A 24,523-nucleotide genomic window follows, 5' to 3' on the forward strand; every position below is an offset into this window, starting at 1 on the left:
AAATTTATGATTGTATGAAAACATTATTATTAAGGAGAGGATTATGAAATTGTATATTTTATCAACATTTGTTTTTATTTTAGTATTTGTTTTATATTTTTTATCTAAAATCTTCTTTGAAAAAAATTTTAAAATCAAAAGAGAGGCAGGTGAATCCCTTATACCTTTTGGTGAAAAATTAGGTGCAATTGGTGGAATTTATCTTTTCCTTGCTCCTATTGTTGCAATGGAGTGGGGGTATGTTCCAACTATTTTAATAACTCTTGCTATGATGATCTTTTTAGGATACCCTCTTTCTTTTCTTTCAACCCTATTAGGTTTAAGAGAAAATCTAAAAGAAAAATTGACAAATAACAAATATTTTAAAAATATAATTTTGATTTTTTTAATTATTTTCTCACTAATAATTTCGATTTCATTTATTCACTACACTACAGAACTTTTAGGACAAAATAGAGGTATCTCAACATCTTTTCTTTTACTCATTTTTTTATCTTTTATATTCTCTTATTTCTTAATGAAGAAAAAAGAAGAAATAATTCCATATACAATATTTTTCCTTGTTTTTCTCTTTTACATCATTTTTCTTGGTGGATTTTATCCATTTTCTCTTCCGTTTAAAGTTGTAACTGAAAAGTTTACTTTTGGCTTAATAGTTATAGGTTTAATTATACTTTTTGTGTTTTTAAAGGATGAACTTCTTTCAAAACCATTTTCATATCTCTCCTCTTATCTTTTGTTTGTGATTCTTTTTGCTGGATTTTTTGGACCATTTATTGGTCTAAGAATACAAAGAGAAGAGTTTATTTTTGTAAGTTCGAGAGGTTTAATGATTCCGTTAATTTTTGGTACTCTCTCTTTTGTTGTATTCTCTGGATTTGAGTCTCTCTTTTCAATTTTATATACATCCAATGAAGTAAAAGGTGAGAAAAGTGTTTCTAAAGTATCACTTTTGCCTTTATCTATTCTTTCACTTACTGGAATAGTTTCTTCTTTCTCATTAATAATTTATGCAAAAACTGAACCACTTATAAAAGGAAAAGATCCTTTAACTTTATTTCAAGAGGGTATGGCAAAATTCCTTCGTTTCGCTGGATTAAGTGAAAGTTATAGCAAAAATTTTGTTCTATTTTTGACTGTTGTTTTTATGTTTTCATTTATTGTTTATTCATTAAAATCTCTAAAAAAGTGTATAGGATATATTGAATTTAAAAGAGGAAATTTAATTGTTCCAATAATTATTATTTTAACTTTCTTAACCTTTTTCCTTCCAAAAGATTTTTTAGGCGGAATAACAAACTGGTGGCTTAGATTAATAAATGTGAACACCTCTGCAAATTTCTTACTTGCATCAATTATGCTTCTTTTTATTTCATTTTTATTGAAATTAAAAGAGTATATTTTCATATCCAAAATTTTAAATATCTTATCAACTTTACTTTTTATCTACCTTATATTTATTAACTTAAAAGATTTTGTTTCACTTTTCCTTTCAATTATATTCTTATCAATTTCTCTTTCTTCTTTATATTTATCTTTTAAAATTAAAGAATATGATAAATCATCTATCTAACATAAGAAAAGAACCAGGAAGATTTATTATTTTTTCATATTTATTAATAATTTTAATAGGAGCAATTCTTTTAATTTTTCCTTTTTCTTCAAAAGGAAAAAATTGGACAAATCCAATCGATGCTCTTTTTACTGCAACATCAGCAACTTGTGTAACTGGACTTGTGGTTCTTGATACAGGAAATTACTACTCAACTATTGGTCAAATAATAATTCTTTTATTAATTCAAATTGGTGGCTTGAGTTATATGACAATTTTCACTTTTCTATCTTTACTTCTTGGAAGAAAAATTCCTCTTTTAGATAGAATCCTTTTAAAAGAATCAATAAGTTTTTTCAGTATTGGTGGAATAATAAAACTTGCAAGAAGAATTCTTTATGTAGTATTAATATTTGAAGGAACAGGTGCTGTTATTTTAGCAAATGTTTTTGCAAAAGATTACCCATTTCCAAAATCTATCTTTTATGGTTTATTTCACTCAATTTCAGCGTTTTGTAATGCTGGATTTGATTTAATTGGTGGATTCAGAAGTTTTACTATTTATAGAGGAAATCTTCTTTTAAATATAACCATAATTTTACTAATTGTGTTTGGAGGAATAGGTTTTGGAGTTATAAGTGAATTAATTGATTTTCCAAAATCAAAGAAACTTTCAACACATGCAAAACTTGTTCTTTTAACAACAATTATTTTAATAGTTTTAGGTGCGATTCTTTTTTATCTTTTTGAAATTTCTAACCCGAGAACACTAAAATTTTATTCAATAAAAGAGAGAATCCTTTCTTCAATTTTCCATGCTGTAACACCAAGAACTGCTGGATTTAGTACAGTGAATGTAGGTTATTTAAATTTACCAACTCTTCTTTTAACTATAATTTTAATGTTTATTGGAGCCTCTCCTGGAGGAACAGGAGGTGGTATTAAAACCACAACATTTGCTCTGATTTTACTTAATATTAAAAATTGGATAAAAGGAAGAGAGGGTGTTACAATTTTTGGAAGGTGCATTGAAACTATCTCAATTAAAAAATCATTTCTTATTTTTACAACTGCAATTTTTCTTATTTCTTTATCAACATTTTTACTTTCAATTACTGAAAAGTTTGGTTTAACTTCAATATTGTTTGAAGTTGTTTCAGCATTTGGAACTGTTGGACTCTCAACAGGAATAACACCAGAACTTTCACCTATTGGAAAATTCATAATAATCTTCACAATGTTCACTGGAAGAGTAGGAATTTTGTCTTTTTTAACAAGCATAATTGTAAAAAAATCTCAAAGAGTTTATTTACCAGAAGACAAAGTTATGGTAGGATAAAATTATGAAGAAAACTTTTGGAGTTATTGGACTTGGTAGATTTGGATTTTCAGTTGCATTAAATATAGAAAAAAGAGGTTTTCCTGTTCTTGCAATAGATAATAATAGAGAAATAATTGAAAGAGTAAAAGATAAATTAAGTCATGTTATTCTTGCTGATGCAACAGATGAACTTGCTCTTGAAGAGGCGGGTATTAAAAATTGTGATACAGTTATTATTGCAATTGGAGACAATAAGGAGCATAGTATACTTTCAACTATGATTGTTAAAAGTATGGGTATAAGATATGTAGTTGCAAAAGCTGTTGATGAGTTGCATGGAAAAATTCTTGAAAAAATTGGTGCAGATCTTGTAGTTTATCCTGAAAAAGAAAGAGGTGAGACACTTGCAATTCAATTAACATCATCTTCTTTACTTGATTTTATTGAGATATCTCCTGAATATAATCTTGAAGAGGCAAAAGTTCCTAAAGAGTTTGTAGGAAAAACAATAAGAGAATTAGATTTAGGAAATAAATATAAAATTATTATTCTTGGTATTAAAAGAGGTGATGAATTTATTGTCGCACCTTCATCTGAAGAAATGTTTAGACACGATGATATAATTGTTTTTATAGGAAGAACAAAAGACATATCTAAATTTACAAAAGAATTTATTGAATAAAAATTTTGTAACAAAAACCCAATTCTAATGTATTAAATATAAAGGAGGTAATTAAACATGAATGATTTTGAAAGAAAGGATGAAGAGTTTAAAGATAGTGAGATAAAAGAGGTTGAAGAGGAGATAAAAGAACGCCTTATCTCTCAAGAACCAAAAAAGAAAAAAGGTACAACTTTTATTATTTTTGTTATGTTTCTTATTGGAGCACTTATTGGTGGTGGTTTAGGAAGTTTAATTACTTTTAAATATATAAAATCAAATTTCTATATACCAAATACACAAAATCCAACAAAAATTCAATATTTAAATGTGAGTGATGTTATAAAAGTTGAAGAGTCTCAAATCATTAATGTTTCTGAAAAAGTCAGCCCTGCAGTTGTTAGAATATCAACAACTCAAGTTGTTGAGGATTTCTTTTTTACTTATGAAACTCCTGGTCTTGGTTCAGGATTTATTATTTCCCCAGATGGTTTAATTGTTACAAACAATCATGTTATTTCAGGAGCAAAAAAGATAACAGTAACTCTTAGTGATGGAACAGAATATGATGGGTTTGTTGTTGGAACAGATCCATCTTCAGATGTTGCTCTCCTTAGAATTAATGCTAAGGATCTTCCATACCTCACCTTTACTGATTCTTCAATGCTTAAAGTTGGCCAAACTGTCATAGCAATTGGTAATCCATATGGTTTTGATCACACAGTTACAACAGGAGTTATTTCTGCTTTGGAAAGGACACTTACATTTGAAGATGGAACTACACTAGTTGGAGTGATTCAGACTGATGCAGCAATAAACCCTGGAAATTCAGGTGGACCCCTTTTAAATCTTTCAGGTGAAGTTGTTGGAATGAATACTGCAATATACGCAGCAGGACAAGGAATTGGATTTGCAGTATCTTCAAATACAATTCAAAAAGTTATATCTGACCTACAAATTTATGGAAAGGTAAAATGGCCCTTCCTTGGAATTAGTGGAGTTTCAATAACAGATGAAATTGCAAAAAGAAATAATCTTCCTGTAAATAAAGGAATTCTTGTTGTTCAAGTTTTTAGTGGAACAAGCGCAAGTGAAGCAGGTTTAAAACCATTTGATATAATAACAAAATTTGATGGGAAAGATGTAACTTCAGTTCAAGAATTAACAAAATATATAAGACAGAGAAACATTGGAGATAAAGTTAAGGTGGAAATTATAAGAAATGGCAAAAAAATTGAATTAGAAGTGACTCTAAAAGAAAGACCTCAAGGTTTAAGTGCTACAAAGGGCTCAGGAATTTTAATTTAAATTTACATTAAACCTCTAAAGGCACCACCATCTATCAAAAGAGTAACACCTGTTACATAACTTGCTCTTTCAGATAAAAGAAATGTAACAACATCAGCATACTCTTCAGGATCTCCAACTCTACCTAAAGGTATCTCTTTCGTTAATTTATTTAACTCTTCTTCAAAAGTTGTCCCATTTTTCTTACTTCTATTTTCAATCACTTTTCTTAACCTATCTGTCATTGTATATCCAGGTGCAACACAATTTGCAGTTATATTATACTTTCCGACTTCTCTTGATAAACTTTTAATAAAAGCAACAACTGGTGTTCTTGAAACATTAGAGAGAATGATATCTTGAAGTGGCTCTTTAACAGAAATTGATGTTGAAGCAACAATTCTACCATATTTTTGATTTATCATATACTCTATAAATGCATAAGTTAAGTTAATTGTGCTCATTAAATTCAAATTGATAGCATCAAGATAATCTTTTTCTTTAAAATCAAAAAAGCCACCCGTTGGTGGACCACCACAATTTATAAAAAGAAGATGAATTGTTCCATAAAATTTAATAACTTCTTCTTTAAATTTCAAAATATCATCTTTTTTTGTTAAATCACATGGATAAACAAAAATCTCAGTTGTGAAACTTTCCTCGATTTCTTTTTTTAAATCATTGAGATCTTTTTCACCTCTCGCACAAACTGCAAGGCGTGCCCCTTCTTCAGCAAGGGAAAAAGCTACCGCCTTTCCTAAACCCTTGCTTCCTCCTGTAACAACTGCAATTTTGCCTTTTATTCCAAGATCCATAAAAACCTCCTTTTTTATGTTTTTAAAATTTTTGAAATAATGCCTCTTTTTAAATAAATTGCTCCCTCTGGACATAGTTCATGACAACAATAACATAAGACACATTTTTCTCTATTAAAATTAGGATATGGATTTAAAGTTATCGCTTTTCCAGCACATACAGATGCACAAACTCCACACTTGACACATTTGTTTTTATTAACATATGGTTTTGGTTGAATATAATCACCTAAATATCTGTAAATGAGGGAAGCAATTTTTGAGGTTCCTTTTAAAGTCAAAAGAAATGTTTTTGGTTTTTCAGATTTCTTTATAAATTCATTAATATTTCCATCTAATTCATAATTTAGAGGAATCTCATTTTTAAAAAGAGGAACATCATTTATTTCAAAATCCATAATTTTACTCATTATTAAATCAGCAATTAGTGGATCATCTGAAATAATTAAACAATTATAAGTAACTGGATTTCCAAAAGACGGACCATCTCCTTCCATTCCTAAAATTCCATCCATCAAAATAATTTGAGGAACTGGTAAAAATTTATTAATATCAATTAAAACTTTTGAAAATAAAATAGGATCAGAAATTGAGTGAATAGTCAATCTATCTTTTCTGGGTATTAAACCAAAAAGATTTTTTGTTGCTCCACTAATAAAAGTTAATGAGTGTGTTTTCATTTTTGGAAGATTAAAAACTCTTTTAACTTCCCAAAGAACTTGGGAGAGTTTTATCTCTAGCCCATTTACAGATTTACCTGCAACTCTAAATCCATAAATTCCAAGATCTTCAATTTTTAAATTTTCACCTTCTAAATCTAAAACTCCAGAAAGTTCTTTAAGTTTTGCTCCACTCATTGATCTTCCAGGAATATCTCCAATAATTACATTTAGATTATTTTCAAGAAGAAATTTCACGAATGCTTTTATAAAAATTGGGTGTGTTGTTACTGCTCTTTCAGGTGGATTATAAGATAAAAAATTTGGTTTAACAAGAACCTTATCCTGTGGCTTAAGTCCATTTAAAATAAAATTTTTATTTTCTAAAAAAACACTCTTTATTAAATCTTCATTATATTCATTTACTTTTCTTATTATTGCTTTTGCCATAACTCTTTTCCTCAAAAATAAATTTTAGTTTATCATCTTGAAGCATAAGTTGTGCGTTAAATTTTTTTCCTTTTGATTTAAATTGATACATTTTTGTTTTTTTCCCATTTAATAAATCAATCATATCTTCTCTTTTTAATTCTCTTCCAAGAATAAATTTATTTATTGAAAATGAACAATTTTCATTTTCACATCTAAATTTTGTCTCCCTCTCAATAACTTTTGATCCACAAATAGGACATTTTCCAAGAGACTCTTCATCAATTATTTTATCTTCTGGAAATGTAAGTGTAACTTTTCCATCTTCTCCAATAGATAAATAACTTGAAAACTTTTTTTTGTTTTTTGAAATAAATCCATGTAAAAGTTTTGTTTTTCTATTGTTGATCAATTCCAAAACTTCATCCTTTGTAATTTTTCTACCGAGAAAAATTTTTGGTATATAAAAAGAGCAATTTTTTTCTTTGAAATTTTTACAATAGTAACCTCTCTCTCCTTCAACAACTTCACTGTCACAATTTGGGCATTTACCAATAACTTCAGTTATTTCATCTTTAATTCTTTTACCTTCTCTTTTTATAACTTTATCAACAATCTCTTTTGTAAAATCTATTATTTCCTTTATAAATTTTTCATATTTCAGTTTTCCCTTCTCTATAAGTAAAAGTTTTCTTTCCCACTCTCCAGTTAATTCAGGAGAAAGAAGTTCCTCAAGTGGAATTTTTTTAAGAGTTTCTATTAGTTTCATACCTTTTGGAAGTGGTTTTAAATATTTTCCTTCTCTCTCAACATATCCTACTTCAATTAATCTTTCTAAAATTTGTGCTCTTGTTGCAGGAGTTCCAATTCCTTTCTCTTTCATAATCTCTCTTAATTCTTCATCCTCAATTAATTTTCCGCATGTTTCCATTAAAGAAAGAATTGCACCGTCAGTAAATCTCGGAGGTGGCTCTGTATATTTTTCAACTTTCTCAATTTTGTATGTTTTAACTGAATCTTTTATTTTTAAAGGAACCTCTTTATATAACTCTTCTTCTTTTCCATAAACTTTCATCCATCCTGAAAAGATAAGATACTTTTCGTCTGTCTTAAATTTTTCATCCACAATCTTCGTTATAATTGTCAATTTGAGTTCTTCTGCTGGAGGATAAAAAACAGATATAAATCTTTTTACAATAAGATCAAAAATCAATCTCTTATCCTGAGAAAGAGTTTTTAGTATAACTCCTGTTGGAATAATTGCAAAATGATCTGTTACTTTAGAATCATCTATAATTCTTGAATTAAATTTAATTCCATCTTTTAAAATATTTTCTATATTTTGTTTATAAGTATTAACTTGGGTAAGTTTTTTCAAAATTTTAGGTACTTCAACTTTCATTGAAGATGGAAGATACCTTGAATCTGTTCTTGGATATGTAATTACCTTTTCTTGTTCATAAAGAGATTGTGCAATTGACAATGTCTTTTGAGCAGTAAAACCAAAAAGTCTATTTGCTTCTCTTTGAAGTTCTGTAAGATCATAAAGAAGTGGAGGTAAAATTTTATTTTTCTTTAAATCAATTGAATCAATTACACCGTCTTTTCCTTTTATTTTTTCTAAAATTTTATTTAATTTTTCTTCGTTAAAAATTCTCTCATCCTTTTCATCAAACCACTTTCCTTTATATTTAAATTTCTCTTTTTCAAAATAGGCGAAAATTTCAAAATATTTTTCTTTTTTGAAAGAGATGATCTCATTTTCTCTTTCAACTATCATATAAAGAGTTGGAGTTTGAACTCTTCCTATTGAAAGAAGAAGACCTTCTTTTCTTGTAAAGGCTCTTGTTGCATTGATTCCAACAAGCCAATCAGCCTCTGCTCTTGCCTCTGCTGCAATTCCTAAATTATCAAACTCTTCTCCATCTCTTAAATTATTTAGTCCATTTATAATTTCCTCTTTTGTTAAAGCATTTAGCCACAATCTCTTTACTTTAAGATTTGAATTTGAAAGTTTATAAATGTATCTAAAAATTAACTCCCCTTCTCTTCCTGCATCACAAGCATTAACAACAAATTTAAATGATTTATCTTTAATAAACTTTTTAATAAAAATAAATTGATCTTTTGTCTCTTCAATGGGCTTTAATTTAAACTCTTTTGGAATTATTGGCAAATCTTTAATTGTCCAATATTTTAACTTTTTTTCATAATCTTCTGGTTCGCAAAGTGTTACAAGATGTCCTAATGCGAAAATAATTGTATACTTTTCATTTTCAAAATAATTACCCTTTCTTTTAGCATTAAGTACTTTAGCAATATCTTCTGCTACTGATGGTTTTTCGGTGAGTATTAAAATTTTATCCATTTTTTAACAAACTTAGAAAATCCCTTTCTTTTTTTATTAAAATTTCATATGTCTCATAATCAATTAAATCAAGATGAAGTGGAGTAATTGAAACAAAACCATTTTTAACTGCCCAAGTGTCAGTATCTTCTTCACCTTCCCAAACGGGTTCACCAATTATCCAATAGTAGGGTCTTCCAAGAGGATCAATTCTTTTAACTGTTCTATTCTTGTACCAAACTCTTCCAACTTTTGAAATCTTAATACCCTTAATTTCTCCTTCACCTGGAAAGTTTACATTTAAAAATGTCCCTTTTTTAAGAGGATTTTTAATTAAATATTTTACAAGTTCTTTTGAAAATTTTGCTGCAAGAAATAAATTTTCTTTAAATCCAAGAATTGAAACAGCAATAGATGGAACTCCATTTATAACTGCTTCCATACTTCCAGAAATTGTCCCAGAATAAGTAATATCATCACCAACATTAGGAAGTTCATTTATTCCAGAAACTATAAAATCAATTTTTTTAACAAAAACATCAACTCCTAAAATAACACAATCTGCAGTAGTACCATTTGTTGCATAAATTTTTAAATTTTGTTTATTTGACTCAATCTCTTTTACTCTTAATGGTTTATGTGTAGTTATTGAATGCCCTAAAGCACTCCTCTGTCTTTCAGGAGCAATAATAAAAGTTTCAAAATCTTCAGCAAAAACTTCTCCTAAAACTTTTATTCCAGGAGAATCTATACCATCATCATTTGTAATTAAAACTCTCAAGTCTCTTCCTCCTTTATTAAATCATCTAAAACAATTCTAATACTTTCTTCAATACTTCTTTTTGAATTAAAAACATATAAACCTTGACTTACTTTGTAAAAGCCATTTCTTATCATTTTACCAATAAATTTTCTTTTAACTCTTCTCAACAAGAATTCCATATTATCTATTATATTCCTTTTTATATTAAGTGTTGTATCTATAAATAAAATTGATACATTTGTACCAACCGAAACAACTCTTTTTATAAAATTCTCTATTTCCTCAATAGATATATTATTTGGTGGTGATGATTTTATTTCAAGATATGAAAGGTTTCCGAGAAGTAGAAAAAATATGTCAAAATCACCACCTTGTTTTATGTTTTTAATTTCAATATTTGAAACAATAGGAATTGAAAATTCTCTTTTTAGCACCTCACCAATATACCATTCAAGCGTATTACCAATATTATCAATTTCTATAAAATTTGAAATATAATTTGAGTTATCTTTTAATAAAATTTCATATTGTACTAACTTAGTTAAATATTTATCAACAACTTTACTTCCCCATTTTTCTTTTAGTTTTGAAATAAAGTCTAAGGAAAATTCTTTCTTTTTAATTGTGTCTTGCAATATTCTTCTAAAGTAATAACTTTTCAAATTTTTAAAATATTCTTCAAAATAAATTTCATTTTTTGGTAATATAATTCTTTTATCTATAATTTCTCTAACTTCAAAACCTCTTTCTTTAAGAAGAGAAATAATAATCTCTTTTCCATAATTTTTATCAATAAAATAAATTATTTTAGATAAATTCTCTTTCAAATTCTTAAATTCAATTTCAAGTTTTTTTAATCTTTTATTTAAATTGTCCATCTTTTTGAATTTTACCATTTATTTTTTGTTATTTTAATCTTATAAAATTACAAAAATTCTATCTTATTCACCCACTTGACAAAAAAATAAATTTTATTAGAATAATAAAGCAGGGCGAATGGCTCAGCGGTAGAGCACTTGCTTCACAAGCAAGGGGTCACAGGTTCGACTCCTGTTTCGCCCACCATAGGGAGCGAAATGAGCGGGGTCGTGGTGTAGCGGTCCAACACGCCAGCCTGTCACGCTGGAGATCGCGGGTTCGAATCCCGTCGATCCCGCCATGCGGGAGTAGCTCAGTGGTAGAGCACCACCTTGCCAAGGTGGCCGCCGCGGGTTCGAGTCCCGTCTCCCGCTCCAATAAGAATTTCATTTTTATCATTTTCCATACAATTTTTGCCAGCGTAGCTCAGTGGTAGAGCGGCTGATTCGTAATCAGCTGGTCGCCCGTTCGAGTCGGGTCGCTGGCTCTTAAAAATTGAGGAGGTTAAATAATGGAGTCTTTAGCACATTCTCTTTTATTTCTAACATTTTCTATTTTAGTTAGTATTATTGGTATTCTTTTTGCAATTTTTTTAATTTTTAATGTTCTCAAAAATCCTGAAGGAGAAGAAAAGATTAAAAAGATCTCTCTTGCCATAAGGCACGGTGCTGAGGCTTTTTTGGTAAGAGAGTGGAAAGTAATGGGTGTAATTGTTGTTATTTTTGCAATTATCGTTTCAGTTTTGATTTCTCCTTATGTTGCATTATCATTTATTTTTGGAAATTTCTTATCTGCATTCTCTGGCTTTATAGGAATGAGTGTTGCAACAAGAGCAAACGGTAGAACAACATTTGCTGCAAAACAAAGTGGAGGAAAAGCAATCGATGTCGCATTTACTGGTGGAGCAGTTATGGGAATTACAGTCACCTCCTTAGGAATACTGGGTTTAGTTATAGTTTATATTGTTGGAATTAAATTTCTTACAAACATTGGTCCATTACCTCTTATTACTGGCTATTCTATGGGAGCAAGTTTCGTTGCTCTGTTTGCAAGAGTTGGTGGTGGAATTTTTACGAAAGCGGCTGATGTTGGAGCAGATTTAGTTGGAAAAATTGAAGCAGGAATTCCAGAAGATGATCCAAGAAATCCTGCAGTCATAGCAGATAATGTTGGAGATAATGTTGGTGATGTTGCTGGCATGGGAGCAGATCTTTATGAATCATATGTAGGATCAATTGTATCATCAATTGTTATTGCCTATGCTTTAGCAATAAAATCATCTTCTCAATCAATTCTTGTCTACTATCCATTTTTAATAGTATCACTTGGCTTAATTTCCTCTTTATTAGGTGTTTTGTTTGTTAAATTTTCTTCAAGAATTTTTAAAACAATAACTCCTCAACTTGCATTAACTGGTGGTACAATTTTTAGTGCAATTATTTTTGCAATCTTGGGATTTATTTTTACTTTAATATATATAAAAAATTTATCTCCATATTTTGCAACATTTTTAGGTTTAATAAGCGGTGTTATTATTGGTCTTATAACTGAATATTATACTGGTGGAAAACCAATAAAAAGAATTGCAGAAGCAGCAACAACTGGAACAGCAACAAATATCTTAGCAGGTTTTTCAGTAGGAATGGAATCAACAGTATTGCCATTGATAATTTTAGCCTTATCAATATATGGTGCATATCTTTTTGCAGATATATATGGAATTGCTCTTGCAGGGGTTGGAATGCTTGCAACTTTAGGAATTTCTCTTTCAGTAGATGCTTATGGTCCAATTGCAGACAATGCAGGTGGAATTGCAGAAATGTCTCATCAAGATCCTTCTGTAAGGAAAATTACAGATTCACTTGATGCTTTTGGAAATACAACTGCTGCAATGGGTAAGGGTTTTGCAATAGGTTCTGCAATTTTAACTGCTCTTGCTCTTTTTGTTGCTTATTCACAAGTAGCAGGTATAGATAAAATTGATCTTTTAAAACCAAATGTTGTTTCTGCTATGTTTATTGGTGGTGTTTTACCATTTCTTTTCAGTGGATATGCAATCTCCGCAGTTGAGAAAGCAGCATTTAGAATGGTTGAGGAAGTAAGAAGACAATTTAGAGAAATTCCAGGACTCCTTGAAGGTAAAGCAGAACCAGATTACAAAAAATGTGTTGATATTTCAACAATAGGCGCTTTAAAAGAAATGATATTACCATCTTTAATTGTTATTATATCTCCATTTATAATTGTATTTATCTTCGGTAAAGATGGTCTTGGTGGATTTCTTGCAGGTTCACTTGTTTCAGGTGCTCTTATTGCAATTCTTATGGCGAATGCAGGGGGTGCATGGGATAATGCAAAAAAATTAATCGAAAAAGGTCTTTATGGTGGAAAAGGTTCTCCTGCTCACAAAGCAAGTGTAGTAGGTGATACAGTTGGTGATCCATTTAAAGACACAGCAGGACCATCAATTAATATTTTATTAAAACTTATGAGCATAATTTCTTTGGTATTTTTGCCATTTTTCTTAAAAATTTTAAAATAAAAAGGAGGTGCTGATTGACGAGAGAAGAAGAGTTAAAGAGTAAATCAATGAAAGAACTCTACAAAATTTCTCAGGCACTAAAAATAAAAAACTATTCTCACTATAGAAAGGATGAGTTAATCAAAAAGATTCTTGAAGCAGAAGGTAGTAAAATAGAAGACAAAATTGAAGAAGAGGAAGAATTTAAAGAAATCTTACCAAAAGAAGAGTTAGTAATTGTAAAAGAGAGACCATCTTTTTCAGAACTACTTGATAAAAGGTTAGATTATTTTCCAGGAATACCACCAGAGGAACAGTATATTGATAAAGGAATTCTTGAAATTTTACCAGAAGGGTATGGGTTTTTAAGAGCAAAATATACTCCTTCTCCAAAAGACATTTATGTTGCACCTTCTCAAATTAAAAAATTTAATTTGAGAGTAGGAGATCTTGTTGAAGGTTGGGTTAGAAAACCACCTGAAAAAGATAAATACCCTGCACTATTAAAAATAATTTCTATAAATGGTCTCTCTATAGAAGAAGCTAAGACTCGACCTATTTTTGAAAATTTAACCCCAATTTTTCCAAACAAGAGAATAAAGTTAGAAATTCCAAATGCAGATTTAGCAATAAGATTAATTGAACTTATTGCACCTCTTGGAAAAGGACAAAGAGGATTAATTGTATCCCCTCCTAAAGCAGGAAAAACAACATTAATTAAAAAAATTGCTCAATCAGTAGAGATAAATCACCCTGAAATTCACCTTATTATACTTCTTGTTGATGAAAGACCTGAAGAAGTTACAGATATGGAAAGATCAACAAAAGGGGAAGTTATATCATCTACATTTGATCTTCCACCTGAAAATCATATAAGAGTTACAGAGCTTGTTGTTGAAAGAGCAAAAAGACTTGTTGAATTAGGAGAAGATGTTATGATTCTTGTTGATGGAATAACAAGATTAACTAGAGCATATAACTTAGTCACTCAACCATCTGGTAGAACACTTTCAGGTGGTCTTGATCCTGCTGCAATTAGAGGACCAAAGAAATTTTTAGGTGCTGCAAGGAATATTGAAAATGGTGGAAGTTTAACAATTATCGCCACCGCTTTAATTGAAACTGGTAGTAAAATGGATGAGGTAATTTATGAAGAGTTTAAGGGCACTGGAAATATGGAACTTGTTTTAGATAGAAGAATTGCAGAAAGAAGACTATTTCCTGCAATTGATGTTAAAAGATCTGGAACTAGAAGAGAAGAACTTCTATATGATCCAGAAGAGTATAAAAGAATTTGGGTCTTAAGAAAAGCACTTGCTAATGCTGATACATTTGAAGCACTTCAGAAACTCGCAGATATGCTTGCAAAAACAAAAAATAATAGAGAATTTTTGAAAACAATAGTTCCAGAGGAGAATGGATGGGTATGAAAAAAGGAATAATAGAAGTAATAACCGGATGTATGTTTTCTGGTAAAAGTGAGGAACTAATAAGAAGAATAAAAAGAGCGAGAATTGCAAAACAAAAAGTTCAAGTTTTTAAATCAACTCTTGATACGAGATATGATGAAAAAAGTATAGTTTCTCACTCAGGTGCAAAAGTTGAAGCAATTAGCATTGATCATCCTGAAGAAATAATTTTGAAAATTGAAGATGACACTCAAGTTGTTGCAATAGATGAAGCACAATTTTTTAATGATAAAATTATTTATGTTATAGAATTTCTTGCAGATAAAGGTTTAAGAGTAATTGTTGCAGGACTTGATACAGATTTTAGAGGTGAACCATTTGGACCAATGCCTGCAATATTAGCAAGAGCAGAAAAGGTTGATAAATTAACTGCAATTTGTGTTGTTTGTGGAGAAGAGGCAACAAGAACTCAAAGAATTATAAATGGAAAACCTGCATCATATTATGATCCAATTATTATGGTTGGTGCATCTGAAAAATATGAACCAAGATGTAGAATTCATCACATAGTTCCAGATAAACCAGATATCCATCACAGATAAAAATGTTTAAATTAGAAGAAAGAGTTTCTTTTTGGAAAGAAATTAAAAATAAATACAATTTTCATTTTATTAAAAGAGAAGATTTAAAAGATATAAAAGAGAAAACAAAAGATAACTTTTTAATTCTTCCATCTATTTTTTATCTTGAATATTTAGAAATAATCAAAAAGTATTTTTTTGGAGAGATCTTTTCAGAAACTTTAAATTTATTCTATTTTATTAAAAGAGATGTTGAAATTATAAATGATGAAATTTTTAAATATGAACTCAATCCTATATCTCAGAGCATTAAAATTAAAGTTTTTAATATTCATACAAAAGAGATGTATGAGATAGAAGAAAAATTATTTACTCCAATTGGAATTGTTGAGTTTCTACAGTTTAATGGTTTTAAGGTAAAAGAGATAGCAGGTGATAAGTTAGGGAGTAAAATAAAAGAGAGTTCAAGATATTTAGTTGTGAGGTTTGAAAGATCATGAAAATTGAGAAAAAACTTGAAGAACTTGAAAAAAAGTATGAAGAGATTCAGAAATCTCTTTTTGATGAAAACATATATAAAAATAGTGAACTTTTAAATAAATATCTTAAAGAAAAAAGTGAAATTGAAGAAAGTGTGATTCTTTATAGAGAATTGAAGGAAATTAGAAAAAATATTTTAGAAACAGAAAAACTTCTTAATAATGAAGAATTAAGACCCCTCGCAGAAGAGGAATTAGAAGATTTAAAAAAGAAAGAAGAAGAACTTTTAAATAAAATTGTTCAATCTTTAATTCCCAAAGATGAAAGAGATGAAAAAGATGCAATTATGGAAATTAGGGCTGCTGCTGGAGGAGAAGAAGCAGCACTTTTTGCGGCTGATCTATTTAGAATGTATTCATATTATGCAGAAAAAAGAGGTTGGAAAATAGAAATAATTGATTCACATCCAACAGATTTGGGAGGATATAAGGAGATAATTTTTTCAATTAAAGGAAAGGGGGCTTATGGTGATTTGAAATTTGAAAGTGGAGTTCATAGAGTTCAGAGGGTTCCTATAACTGAATCATCTGGAAGAATTCATACATCAACAGTTACAGTTGCAGTTCTTTCAGAAACAGAGGAGGTTGAAATCGAAATAAATCCAGAAGATTTAAAAATTGATGTTTTTAGAGCAAGTGGTCATGGAGGACAATGTGTTCAAAAAACTGAATCAGCAGTAAGAATAACTCATATACCAACAGGTTTTGTTGTTACTTGTCAAGATGAAAGGTCACAACTTAAAAATAAAGAAAAAGCCCTCAGAGTTTTAAGAGCAAGACTATATGATTTTTATCAGAGAAAAAAACAGGAAGAGTTAGGAGAAGAAAGAAAAAGACAAATAGGATGGGGCGAAAGAAGTGAAAAAATAAGAACATATAATTATCCTCAAAATAGAGTTACAGATCACAGAATTGGTTTAACTTTATATAATCTTCCAGAAATAATGGAAGGAAATATTGATGAAATTATAAATGCTTTAAAGGAAGAAGATAGAAAAAGAAAAATTGAATCCCTTGAAGTATGATATAAAAACCCTATTTAAATATGGAAGAAAATTATTGAATAGTGATATTGAGGCTGAGTTAATTATAAGAAACTCACTTTCATTAAAAAAAGAAGAATTTTATCTAAATTTAAATAAAGAAATTGATAGAGAAACATTTAAGAAAATTTTCAAAAATTTTTGTTTAAGAAAAAGAGGTTTTCCACTATCTTATATAACTCATAAAAAAAATTTTCTTGATCTTGAAATTGAAGTTTTAGATGGAGTTTTTATTCCAAGATTTGAAACAGAAGAAATTGTTTATCAAATATTAAAAAAATATAATAGAGTTGAAAGAACACTTGATATATGTGCTGGTACTGGGGTTATTGGTGTCTCACTTCTTTATTATGGTTTTACAAAATTTTGCACTTTTGTAGATATAGATGATAGAGCAATTGAAAATATTAAAATTAATTTAAAAAAATTTAATTTAAATGGTGCAATCTTAAAAAGTGATATGTTTAAAGAAATTTCAGAAAAATTTGATTTAATTATTTCTAATCCTCCTTATATAAAAGATTCTGAATATATATATTTGCCACAAGAAGTTAAAATGGAACCAAAAAGTTCCCTTCTTGGAGGAGAAGATGGTTTAAAATTTATAAAAATTTTATTTCAAGAATCACAAAATTTTCTAAATGAAAACTCTCTTCTTATTGTTGAAATGGAAAAAAATGAATTAATAAAAGCAGAAAGATTTTTGATTAATTTAAAACTTGTAGATATTTTAAAAACTGAAGCAGAAAATATAATTGGAGTTGTTCTTCAAAAGATGTGATATAATTTTACCGAAAGGAGGAATGATGGATTATAAAAATATAAAACTTCTTGATCATGCATTGATAAAACATAAGTTAACATATCTAAGAGATAAAAATACAAATCCAAAAGAGTTTAGAGAACTTGTTAAAGAAGTTTCAATGCTTATGGCTTATGAAATAACAAGAAATTTACCAGTTGAAGAAATATATGTTGAAACTCCACTTGGAAAAGCAAAAGGCTATATACTATCAACAAAAATTTCTGTTGTTTCAATTTTAAGGGCAGGACTTGTAATGAGTGATGGAATTCTGAATTTAATTCCAAATGCTAAGGTTGGACATATCGGAATTTATAGAGATCATGAAACATTAAAACCTGTAACTTACTATGTTAAACTTCCAGAATCTCTCTCTGAATCAAAAATTTTTCTCTTAGATCCAATGCTTGCAACTGGTGGTTCTATTGTTAGAGCAATAGAAATTTTACTCGAAAGAGGTGCAAAATTAGAAAATATTGATGTAATTTCTCTTGTTGCAGCACCAGAAGGAATTGAATTTGTTCAAAAACATTTTAAAGACACAACAATATACACTATTGCAATTGATGAGAAATTAAATGATAAGGGTTATATTGTTCCAGGTTTAGGTGATGCTGGAGATAGGTTGTTTGGAACAAAATGATTAAGAATCTTTTACCTAACTTTTATTATTTAATAATTTTCTTTTTTATATCACTCTTTTTAACTCCTATTTCAATTTATATTGGAAGAAAGTTTAACATAATAAGTAAACCTCATGAAGAAAGAGGAGACAAAAAGAAAATTAAAGAGATAGAAATGCCAAGAAGTGGAGGCATAACAATCTACTTTTCTTTTCTAATTCTTCTTCTTTACATATATTTTAGATTTAATTCAAAAGAATTTTTATCTATTTTTCTTGGAGGAACTGTAATTTTTATAGTTGGTCTAATTGATGATAAATTTAAACTAAAGCCTTGGATGAAATTTTTAGGAGAAATTTTAGGCGCTTTAATTCCGATTATTTATGGAGTTAAAGTAAATTTTATTACAAATCCTAAAGGAGGTTACTTTTATCTTAAAGAATTAAGTATACCTTTTACTCTTTTTTGGGTAACAGGTATTACAAATGCAATAAATATTGTAGACGGACTTGACGGTCTTGCATCAGGAATTGTATCAATTGTATCAACAACACTTGGTCTTGTTGCATTACTTAAAGGATATTTTTTGATTTCTCTTATTTGTTTTGCAATTGCAGGTATTGCATTAGGATTTCTCGTTTTTAATTTTTATCCTGCAAAAATCTATCTTGGAGATTCTGGTGCACTGCTTTTTGGTTTTATTCTTGGAGAAATTGCAGTTTGGGGTGCACTTAAAACTACAACATCAGTAATTCTTCTTGTTGCAATTTTAGCCCTTGGTTTTCCAATTTTAGATACATTTTCAGCAATTTTAAGAAGAATTCTAAAAAGAAAGAGTATTTTTGAGGCTGATATGGATCACATTCATTATAAACTTTTATACAGTGGATTTAAAGAAAAGGAGGTTGTTATTATTTTGTATATATTAACTCTTTTTTTCTCCCTTCTTTCATTTTTATTGATTAAAGGATTTTCTTTATGAAAAAAATCAAAACTCTTATTATTTTTGGAACAAGACCTGAAGTTATAAAACTATTTCCACTAATTTATGAACTCAAAAAAGAGGATACATTTGAAGTAAAAATAGTAAACACTGGTCAACATAAAGAAATGGTTGATGAACTTCTTGAACTATTTAAAATAGATGTTGATTATTCACTTAAAATTATGATTGAGAGACAAACACTTGAATATATAACTGAAAAAATCCTTGAAAAATTATCCTTAATTATTAAAAGTGAATCACCAAATTTAACAATAGTTCAAGGTGATACAACAACTGCTTTTGTTGCATCTCTTGTCTCTTTTTATAATAAAATCCCAGTTGCACATGTAGAGGCTGGTTTAAGAACCAAAAATATCTATTATCCTTTTCCTGAGGAGATGAATAGGACTTTAATTGGAAAACTTGCAACTTTTCATTTTGCACCAACAGAAGAAGCGAAAAAAAATTTATTGAATGAAGGAGTTAAAGAAGAAAATATTTTTATAACAGGAAATACAATAGTTGATGCTCTTCAAAAGATTTTACACCTTGAACCAAAAATCACAATTCCTATTCCTCAAGACAAAAAACTCATTGTTGTTACAGCGCATAGAAGAGAAAATTGGGATGAGGGAATTATAAGAATTGCAAATGCTATAAAAACACTATGTGAAAAATATGATGATCTATTTTTTATTATTCCAGTACATAAAAATCCTATTGTTAGAGAGAAATTTAAAAAAGTTTTAAAAGATGAGAAAAATGTTTTATTTACTGAACCATTAAATTACATTAATTTTATACATTTACTTAAAAAATCTTTTCTTATTTTATCTGACTCAGGAGGGATCCAAGAAGAAATTCCAACACTTAAAAGGCCGCTTCTTGTCTTAAGAAATGAAACTGAAAGAGAAGAAGCAGTAAAATTTGGTTTTGTTAAACTTGTTGGTACAGATGAAAAGAGAATAATCGAGGGAGTTGAGGAGGCTTTAACTAATGGATTTAAACCAAAAATCGATTATAATCCTTTTGGTGATGGAAAAGCGTCAGAGAGAATAAAAAATATTCTAAAGGAGAAACTCTATGGAAGTATATAAAATAAGAGGAGGTAAAAAACTTAAAGGTGAAGTAAATATTCAAGGTTCAAAAAATGGATGTTTACCTTTAATTGCAGCATCACTATTAACAGATGAACAGGTTTTTATAAAAAATGTTCCCAAACTTCTTGATATTGTAATGCTTCTTGATGTTATAAGATCAATTGGAGTTAAAGCAAAATTTATAGATGAAGACACAATTTTAATTGAGGCATCAAATTTAAATCATGAGGTTAAAAATGAAAATGCAAGCAAGTTAAGAGGAAGCATAACCCTTGTTGGTGCCCTACTTGGAAGAGTTGGAAAGGTTAAACTTCCATATCCTGGAGGTTGCCATATTGGTTCAAGACCAATTGATCTTCATCTAAAAGGTTTCTCTTTTCTTGGTGCAGAAGTTAATGCAATAGGTTCAATTGTTGAAGGAAGTGTAAAAAAACTAAAAGGCGAAAAAATTTATCTTGATTATCCTTCAGTTGGAGCAACTGAAAACATTATGATTCTTGCATCAGTTTCTCCTGGAGAGACAATAATTGAAAATGCTGCACAAGAACCAGAAATTGTTGAACTTGCAGAATTTCTAAACTCAATGGGAGCAAGGATCGAAGGAGCAGGAACAAGATGTATAAGAATTGAGGGTCAAAAAAAACTTCATGGAACAACTCATACTCTTTATCCTGATAGAGTTGAGGCAGGAACATTTGTGATTGCAGTTGCAGTAAATGGAGGAGATGTTACTCTTAAACCAGTAATTTTCGATCATCTTGTTCCACTTATTTTTAAATTAAGGGAAATTGGTGTGGATTTAAGAATTGAAAATGGAAAAAGATTAAGAGTAATTGCAAAAAGAAGAACAAAAAGCTTTGAGATAAGAACCATGCCATTTCCTGGCTTTCCAACTGATCTTCAATCTCAAATGGTAACTCTTGCCTCTGTTTCAGAGGGAGTAAGTTTAATAACTGAAACTGTTTTTGAAAATAGATTCAATGTAGTTCCTGAGTTAAGAAAAATGGGTGCAAAAATTAAAGTTGAAGGTAATACTCTTTTTGTAGAGGGAGTAGACAAATTATATGGAACTGAGGTGGTTGCACCTGATTTAAGAGCAGGTGCAGCACTTGTTATTGCAGGTCTTTTTGCAGAAAATGAAACAGTTGTAAAAAAAATATATCATATAGAAAGAGGATACTTTAAATTTGATGAAAAATTAAGAGCATTAGGAGGAGATATATGGAAAGAAGAGATACCAGATTAAAAAGTTTTAAATTATTTGGACTCTTTAACCTTTTTGATATAGTTGTATTTTTGTTAATCATATTGGTTCTATTTTACTTTTTAAAACCAATTCTTGTGAAAAAACAAGTTACATATAACAATTACATTATTACTATGAAACTTCTTGAAGTCCCACCAGAAATGGCAAGTGCAGTTAAAAAGGGAGATAGAATAGTAGACAAAAGTGGAAGAGTTTATGGTTTTATTTTAGAAGAACCAAAAGTTGAACCCTCAAAAAAATGGGTTGAAACTTCAGATGGAAGAGTTGTAATTGCAGAACAGCCAGTTTTAAAAGATATAACAATTAAATTCTCATATAAATCTACAAGTTTAAAATATGGAACAGATGTCTTTAAAATTGGATATGAACTTGTTGTTGAATCTGACTTTTGGGCTTTAAAAGGGGTTGTTTTATCTATAAATTAAAATTCAAAACATTAGGTGGGGGATTTCTTAAAAATTCTGTGTTTATATGAGTTTTATATAAATTTATAATACTATCTAAAGGAATATTTAACTCTTCACTAATTTTTTCAAAAGGAACATTTTTTATAAATCTTACAATAATTCGATCAATTTCTAAATAGTTTAATCCAATTGAAAACTCATCTTCTATTCCTGGTAGCAAATCTGGACTTGGCTTCTTTTTTAAAAAAACTTCTGGTAAATTTAAATATTCTCCAAATTTAAAAATTTGAGATTTAAAAAGATGAATTATTGGTTCAAAATCTGATGCATAATCTCCATATTTAACAAAAAAGCCCAAAAATTCTTCTGTTTTATTTGTTGTTCCTGCAACAACTCCATTTAGAAGATCTGCATAGTAATATAGTGTAACCATTCTAATTCTATGTTTTATTCTTAAGTAGGAGATACCTTTAAAAAACCAAGTATCTCCCTTTAACTCATTTGGTATATCATATTGAAGGTAAAACGGAGATTTACCATAATTTTCTTTATATTTCTCATAAAGTTTTTTTGTATAATTTTCCCTTAATTTTCTTGTAGGAAGTATAAAATAAGGAACAGAAATGTATATGCCAAATTTTGAAAGAATTTTTGTTATGTTGATTATTTTATATTTAACACCTAAATCTTTTGCGAGGCTAATTGCATGAATAACATTTTTTTTATCTGTGTCCTTTTCTGGTAAAATTAAAGCAAAAATATTCTCTTTTGGAATTGAAAGAGTTAAAAGTTTAAGAACTATTGCTGAATCAATTCCTCCAGATAAACCTAAAACAACTCTTTCCTTGTTAACTTTTTTTAAAAAAGAATTTATAAAATTTTTAATTCTTGTGAGTTCAAATTGAGGGTCAAAACTTAATTCTTGAGGCAAAAGATCTAATTTCATTATAAAACCACCTCAATTGAATACCTTTTTTTAATTTCTTCAAAATTTTCTTTTATCTCCTTTAAAGCCAATGGTAAATATTCAATCATCTGTGTTGCAACAACACCATTCTCTCCAAATTTTTCTTTAATAAGATCACCACAAAATCCATGTACAAAAACACCCATACGTACACTTTCTTCAATATTAAACCCAAGACCATACATTGCTGGAATTATACCATCAAGAATGTCACCCATTCCAGCAGTTGCCATACATGGATTTCCAGTTAAATTAATAAAAATTTTCCCATCTGGAGTTGAAATTAAAGAGTGGTAGCCCTTTAAAACAACATATGATTTAAATTGAGAAGAAAAATCTTTTAAAATTTTAATTTTTTCTTTTCTTATTTCATCTTTTGGAATTTCTGTTAATTTAGAAAATTCACCTAAATGAGGAGTTAAAATAGTAGGTGCCTCTCTATCTTTTAATAGATCTTTATTTTTTGAAAGCAAAGTGAGTCCATCTCCATCAATTAAAACTGGTTTTTTAATTTTTTTAATTAAGTTCTTTATCAATTCTTCTAAATCTTCATTTATGCCAATTCCAGGACCCAAAACAACAAATTTAACCTCATCTGACAATTTAATTAGAAATTCTTCATTCTCTTTTGACATAGTTCCATCCCTATTCTCTTTTAAAGTATAAAATATAACTTCTCTTGCATTTAAACTAACTGATTTTATTACATCTTCAACAGTTGCAAGTCGGGAATAACCCCCACCACTTTTTAGAAATGAATAAGATGAGAAAAATGGGGCACCAAAATATTTTTTTGAACCAGAGATAAAAAGAGTATCTCCAAAATCTTTTTTATGTGTGTTCTTTTTTCTATCTTTAATTTTTAATGGTTCATTTAAAAAAATAGAGGAATTTACATTTTCATATAACGCTTTTGGATATGAGATATAAGAGAGATAAAGTTTTTTTGTTTTTTCAGCACCATCTTCAATTAAATTTCCAATTTTTGGTAGACCAAATGTAACAACAATTTGAGCATTAACTGATATACCCATTTCAATTCCATTATCTCCATTTATTCCAGATGGAATATCAACACTTAAAACAAATTTATTAGAATTATTTATTAACTGAATTACTTCTTTTATATAACCCTCAATTTCTCTTTTTAAACCAGTCCCAAAAATAGCATCAATAACTATTTCTGAATCATCTAATTCTTTTTTAATAATTTCAATTTGAGGATTAGATAAAATTGGAATTTTAATTTTTTTAACTCTTTCAAAATTCAATTTTGCATCAAAACTTAATTTACTTTCATCTCCAAGCAAAATAAATTTTACATCTCCTCCAAGTGAATGAATCTTCCTTCCAATGGCAAATCCATCTCCACCATTATTTCCTATTCCACAAAAAATTAAAAAATGCTTCCCTTTTAAGCAAGAAAATTCCTTTAAAAGAGAAGCAACAACACTTAAAGATGCATTTTCCATTAAAACTTGAGAACTTATCCCAAACTCCTCTTCAGCCTTTTTATCTAACTCTTTTATTTTTTCTGTATCAACTACTTTCATAAATTCCTCTAAATTTATTTTATCTTATTTTATA

The 24,523-nt window shown here is 28.8% G+C and carries 22 protein-coding genes and 4 tRNA genes; 19 read left to right on the forward strand and 7 right to left on the reverse strand.

What is annotated here, in order from left to right:
• Nucleotides 1-43: 43 nt before the first annotated feature.
• Genes QMD25_00620 through QMD25_00635 form a run of 4 tightly spaced genes read left to right on the forward strand, consistent with a single transcriptional unit; the run spans nucleotide 44 to nucleotide 4,842 of the window.
• Nucleotides 44-1,573 (forward strand): carbon starvation CstA family protein, encoded by a 1,530-nt coding sequence (locus QMD25_00620; protein MDI6860508.1) that lies wholly within the window; start codon nucleotides 44-46, stop codon nucleotides 1,571-1,573.
• Nucleotides 1,554-2,891, forward strand: coding sequence for a TrkH family potassium uptake protein (locus QMD25_00625; GenBank protein ID MDI6860509.1), 1,338 nt, complete (start codon nucleotides 1,554-1,556; stop codon nucleotides 2,889-2,891). The genes QMD25_00620 and QMD25_00625 overlap by 20 nt, the downstream gene beginning before the upstream one ends.
• Before the next feature lie 4 nt (nucleotides 2,892-2,895).
• A complete protein-coding gene (locus tag QMD25_00630; protein ID MDI6860510.1) occupies nucleotides 2,896-3,555 on the forward strand; it encodes a TrkA family potassium uptake protein in 660 nt (219 codons plus the stop codon).
• A gap of 57 nt (nucleotides 3,556-3,612) precedes the next feature.
• A complete protein-coding gene (locus QMD25_00635; protein ID MDI6860511.1) occupies nucleotides 3,613-4,842 on the forward strand; it encodes a trypsin-like peptidase domain-containing protein in 1,230 nt (409 codons plus the stop codon).
• 2 nt (nucleotides 4,843-4,844) lie between these two features.
• Here the strand turns inward: QMD25_00635 and QMD25_00640 are convergent, their stop codons facing one another.
• From QMD25_00640 to QMD25_00660, 5 genes are read right to left on the reverse strand one after another with little or no spacing between them, the layout of a single operon-like run.
• Nucleotides 4,845-5,636 carry an SDR family oxidoreductase gene (locus QMD25_00640; GenBank protein ID MDI6860512.1) on the reverse strand — a complete coding sequence of 264 codons (792 nt, stop codon included), beginning with the start codon at nucleotides 5,634-5,636 and terminating at the stop codon, nucleotides 4,845-4,847.
• A 14-nt stretch (nucleotides 5,637-5,650) separates the two neighbouring features.
• Nucleotides 5,651-6,745, reverse strand: coding sequence for a DUF362 domain-containing protein (locus QMD25_00645; GenBank protein ID MDI6860513.1), 1,095 nt, complete (start codon nucleotides 6,743-6,745; stop codon nucleotides 5,651-5,653).
• Nucleotides 6,714-9,092: a DNA topoisomerase 3 gene (locus QMD25_00650; GenBank protein MDI6860514.1), complete on the reverse strand. Its 2,379-nt coding sequence runs from the start codon at nucleotides 9,090-9,092 to the stop codon at nucleotides 6,714-6,716. Before QMD25_00650 ends, QMD25_00645 begins: the two co-directional genes overlap by 32 nt.
• Nucleotides 9,085-9,852: a 5'/3'-nucleotidase SurE gene (gene surE, locus QMD25_00655; protein MDI6860515.1), complete on the reverse strand. Its 768-nt coding sequence runs from the start codon at nucleotides 9,850-9,852 to the stop codon at nucleotides 9,085-9,087. Before surE ends, QMD25_00650 begins: the two co-directional genes overlap by 8 nt.
• Entirely contained in the window at nucleotides 9,849-10,712 is an 864-nt protein-coding gene (locus QMD25_00660) for a hypothetical protein (protein ID MDI6860516.1), read from the reverse strand. The genes surE and QMD25_00660 overlap by 4 nt, the downstream gene beginning before the upstream one ends.
• 112 nt (nucleotides 10,713-10,824) lie before the next feature.
• Between QMD25_00660 and QMD25_00665 the strand changes: the two genes are divergently transcribed.
• The 15 genes from QMD25_00665 to QMD25_00735 all read left to right on the forward strand — a co-directional run bounded on the left by QMD25_00665 (nucleotide 10,825) and on the right by QMD25_00735 (nucleotide 21,987).
• Nucleotides 10,825-10,899 (forward strand) — tRNA-Val (locus tag QMD25_00665).
• A 17-nt stretch (nucleotides 10,900-10,916) separates the two neighbouring features.
• Nucleotides 10,917-10,993, forward strand: a tRNA-Asp gene (locus tag QMD25_00670).
• Nucleotide 10,994: 1 nt separating this feature from the next.
• Nucleotides 10,995-11,069, forward strand: a tRNA-Gly gene (locus tag QMD25_00675).
• A 38-nt stretch (nucleotides 11,070-11,107) separates the two neighbouring features.
• Nucleotides 11,108-11,179 (forward strand) — tRNA-Thr (locus tag QMD25_00680).
• Nucleotides 11,180-11,203: 24 nt separating this feature from the next.
• Nucleotides 11,204-13,234 (forward strand): sodium-translocating pyrophosphatase, encoded by a 2,031-nt coding sequence (locus tag QMD25_00685; protein MDI6860517.1) that lies wholly within the window; start codon nucleotides 11,204-11,206, stop codon nucleotides 13,232-13,234.
• A 14-nt stretch (nucleotides 13,235-13,248) separates the two neighbouring features.
• Nucleotides 13,249-14,643: a transcription termination factor Rho gene (rho, locus tag QMD25_00690; protein MDI6860518.1), complete on the forward strand. Its 1,395-nt coding sequence runs from the start codon at nucleotides 13,249-13,251 to the stop codon at nucleotides 14,641-14,643.
• On the forward strand, nucleotides 14,640-15,224 hold the full coding sequence (locus QMD25_00695; protein MDI6860519.1) for a thymidine kinase: 585 nt from the start codon (nucleotides 14,640-14,642) through the stop codon (nucleotides 15,222-15,224). The genes rho and QMD25_00695 overlap by 4 nt, the downstream gene beginning before the upstream one ends.
• A gap of 2 nt (nucleotides 15,225-15,226) precedes the next feature.
• A complete protein-coding gene (locus QMD25_00700; GenBank protein MDI6860520.1) occupies nucleotides 15,227-15,703 on the forward strand; it encodes a hypothetical protein in 477 nt (158 codons plus the stop codon).
• Nucleotides 15,704-15,705: 2 nt separating this feature from the next.
• Nucleotides 15,706-16,767 (forward strand): peptide chain release factor 1, encoded by a 1,062-nt coding sequence (prfA, locus tag QMD25_00705; protein ID MDI6860521.1) that lies wholly within the window; start codon nucleotides 15,706-15,708, stop codon nucleotides 16,765-16,767.
• Nucleotides 16,748-17,566: a HemK/PrmC family methyltransferase gene (locus QMD25_00710; GenBank protein ID MDI6860522.1), complete on the forward strand. Its 819-nt coding sequence runs from the start codon at nucleotides 16,748-16,750 to the stop codon at nucleotides 17,564-17,566. Before prfA ends, QMD25_00710 begins: the two co-directional genes overlap by 20 nt.
• Nucleotides 17,567-17,591: 25 nt before the next feature.
• Nucleotides 17,592-18,230: a uracil phosphoribosyltransferase gene (gene upp / locus QMD25_00715; protein MDI6860523.1), complete on the forward strand. Its 639-nt coding sequence runs from the start codon at nucleotides 17,592-17,594 to the stop codon at nucleotides 18,228-18,230.
• Nucleotides 18,227-19,192: an MraY family glycosyltransferase gene (locus tag QMD25_00720; GenBank protein ID MDI6860524.1), complete on the forward strand. Its 966-nt coding sequence runs from the start codon at nucleotides 18,227-18,229 to the stop codon at nucleotides 19,190-19,192. The genes upp and QMD25_00720 overlap by 4 nt, the downstream gene beginning before the upstream one ends.
• Nucleotides 19,189-20,292, forward strand: coding sequence for a UDP-N-acetylglucosamine 2-epimerase (non-hydrolyzing) (gene wecB / locus QMD25_00725; protein ID MDI6860525.1), 1,104 nt, complete (start codon nucleotides 19,189-19,191; stop codon nucleotides 20,290-20,292). Before QMD25_00720 ends, wecB begins: the two co-directional genes overlap by 4 nt.
• Nucleotides 20,279-21,541, forward strand: a complete 1,263-nt coding sequence (gene murA / locus QMD25_00730; GenBank protein ID MDI6860526.1) for a UDP-N-acetylglucosamine 1-carboxyvinyltransferase — start codon at nucleotides 20,279-20,281, stop codon at nucleotides 21,539-21,541. Before wecB ends, murA begins: the two co-directional genes overlap by 14 nt.
• Entirely contained in the window at nucleotides 21,517-21,987 is a 471-nt protein-coding gene (locus QMD25_00735; GenBank protein ID MDI6860527.1) for a DUF4330 domain-containing protein, read from the forward strand. The genes murA and QMD25_00735 overlap by 25 nt, the downstream gene beginning before the upstream one ends.
• On the opposite strand, the gene nadE is transcribed toward QMD25_00735, so the two are convergent.
• Nucleotides 21,977-22,915 carry an NAD(+) synthase gene (nadE, locus tag QMD25_00740; GenBank protein MDI6860528.1) on the reverse strand — a complete coding sequence of 313 codons (939 nt, stop codon included), beginning with the start codon at nucleotides 22,913-22,915 and terminating at the stop codon, nucleotides 21,977-21,979. The two genes, QMD25_00735 and nadE, sit on opposite strands and share 11 nt — an antisense overlap.
• A complete protein-coding gene (locus tag QMD25_00745) occupies nucleotides 22,915-24,489 on the reverse strand; it encodes an NAD(P)H-hydrate dehydratase (protein MDI6860529.1) in 1,575 nt (524 codons plus the stop codon). The genes nadE and QMD25_00745 overlap by 1 nt, the downstream gene beginning before the upstream one ends.
• Nucleotides 24,490-24,523 lie beyond the last annotated feature (34 nt).

The sequence above is a fragment of the Caldisericia bacterium genome, from assembly GCA_030018355.1.
In the GTDB taxonomy this organism is placed as follows: Bacteria; Caldisericota; Caldisericia; order B22-G15; family B22-G15; genus JAAYUH01.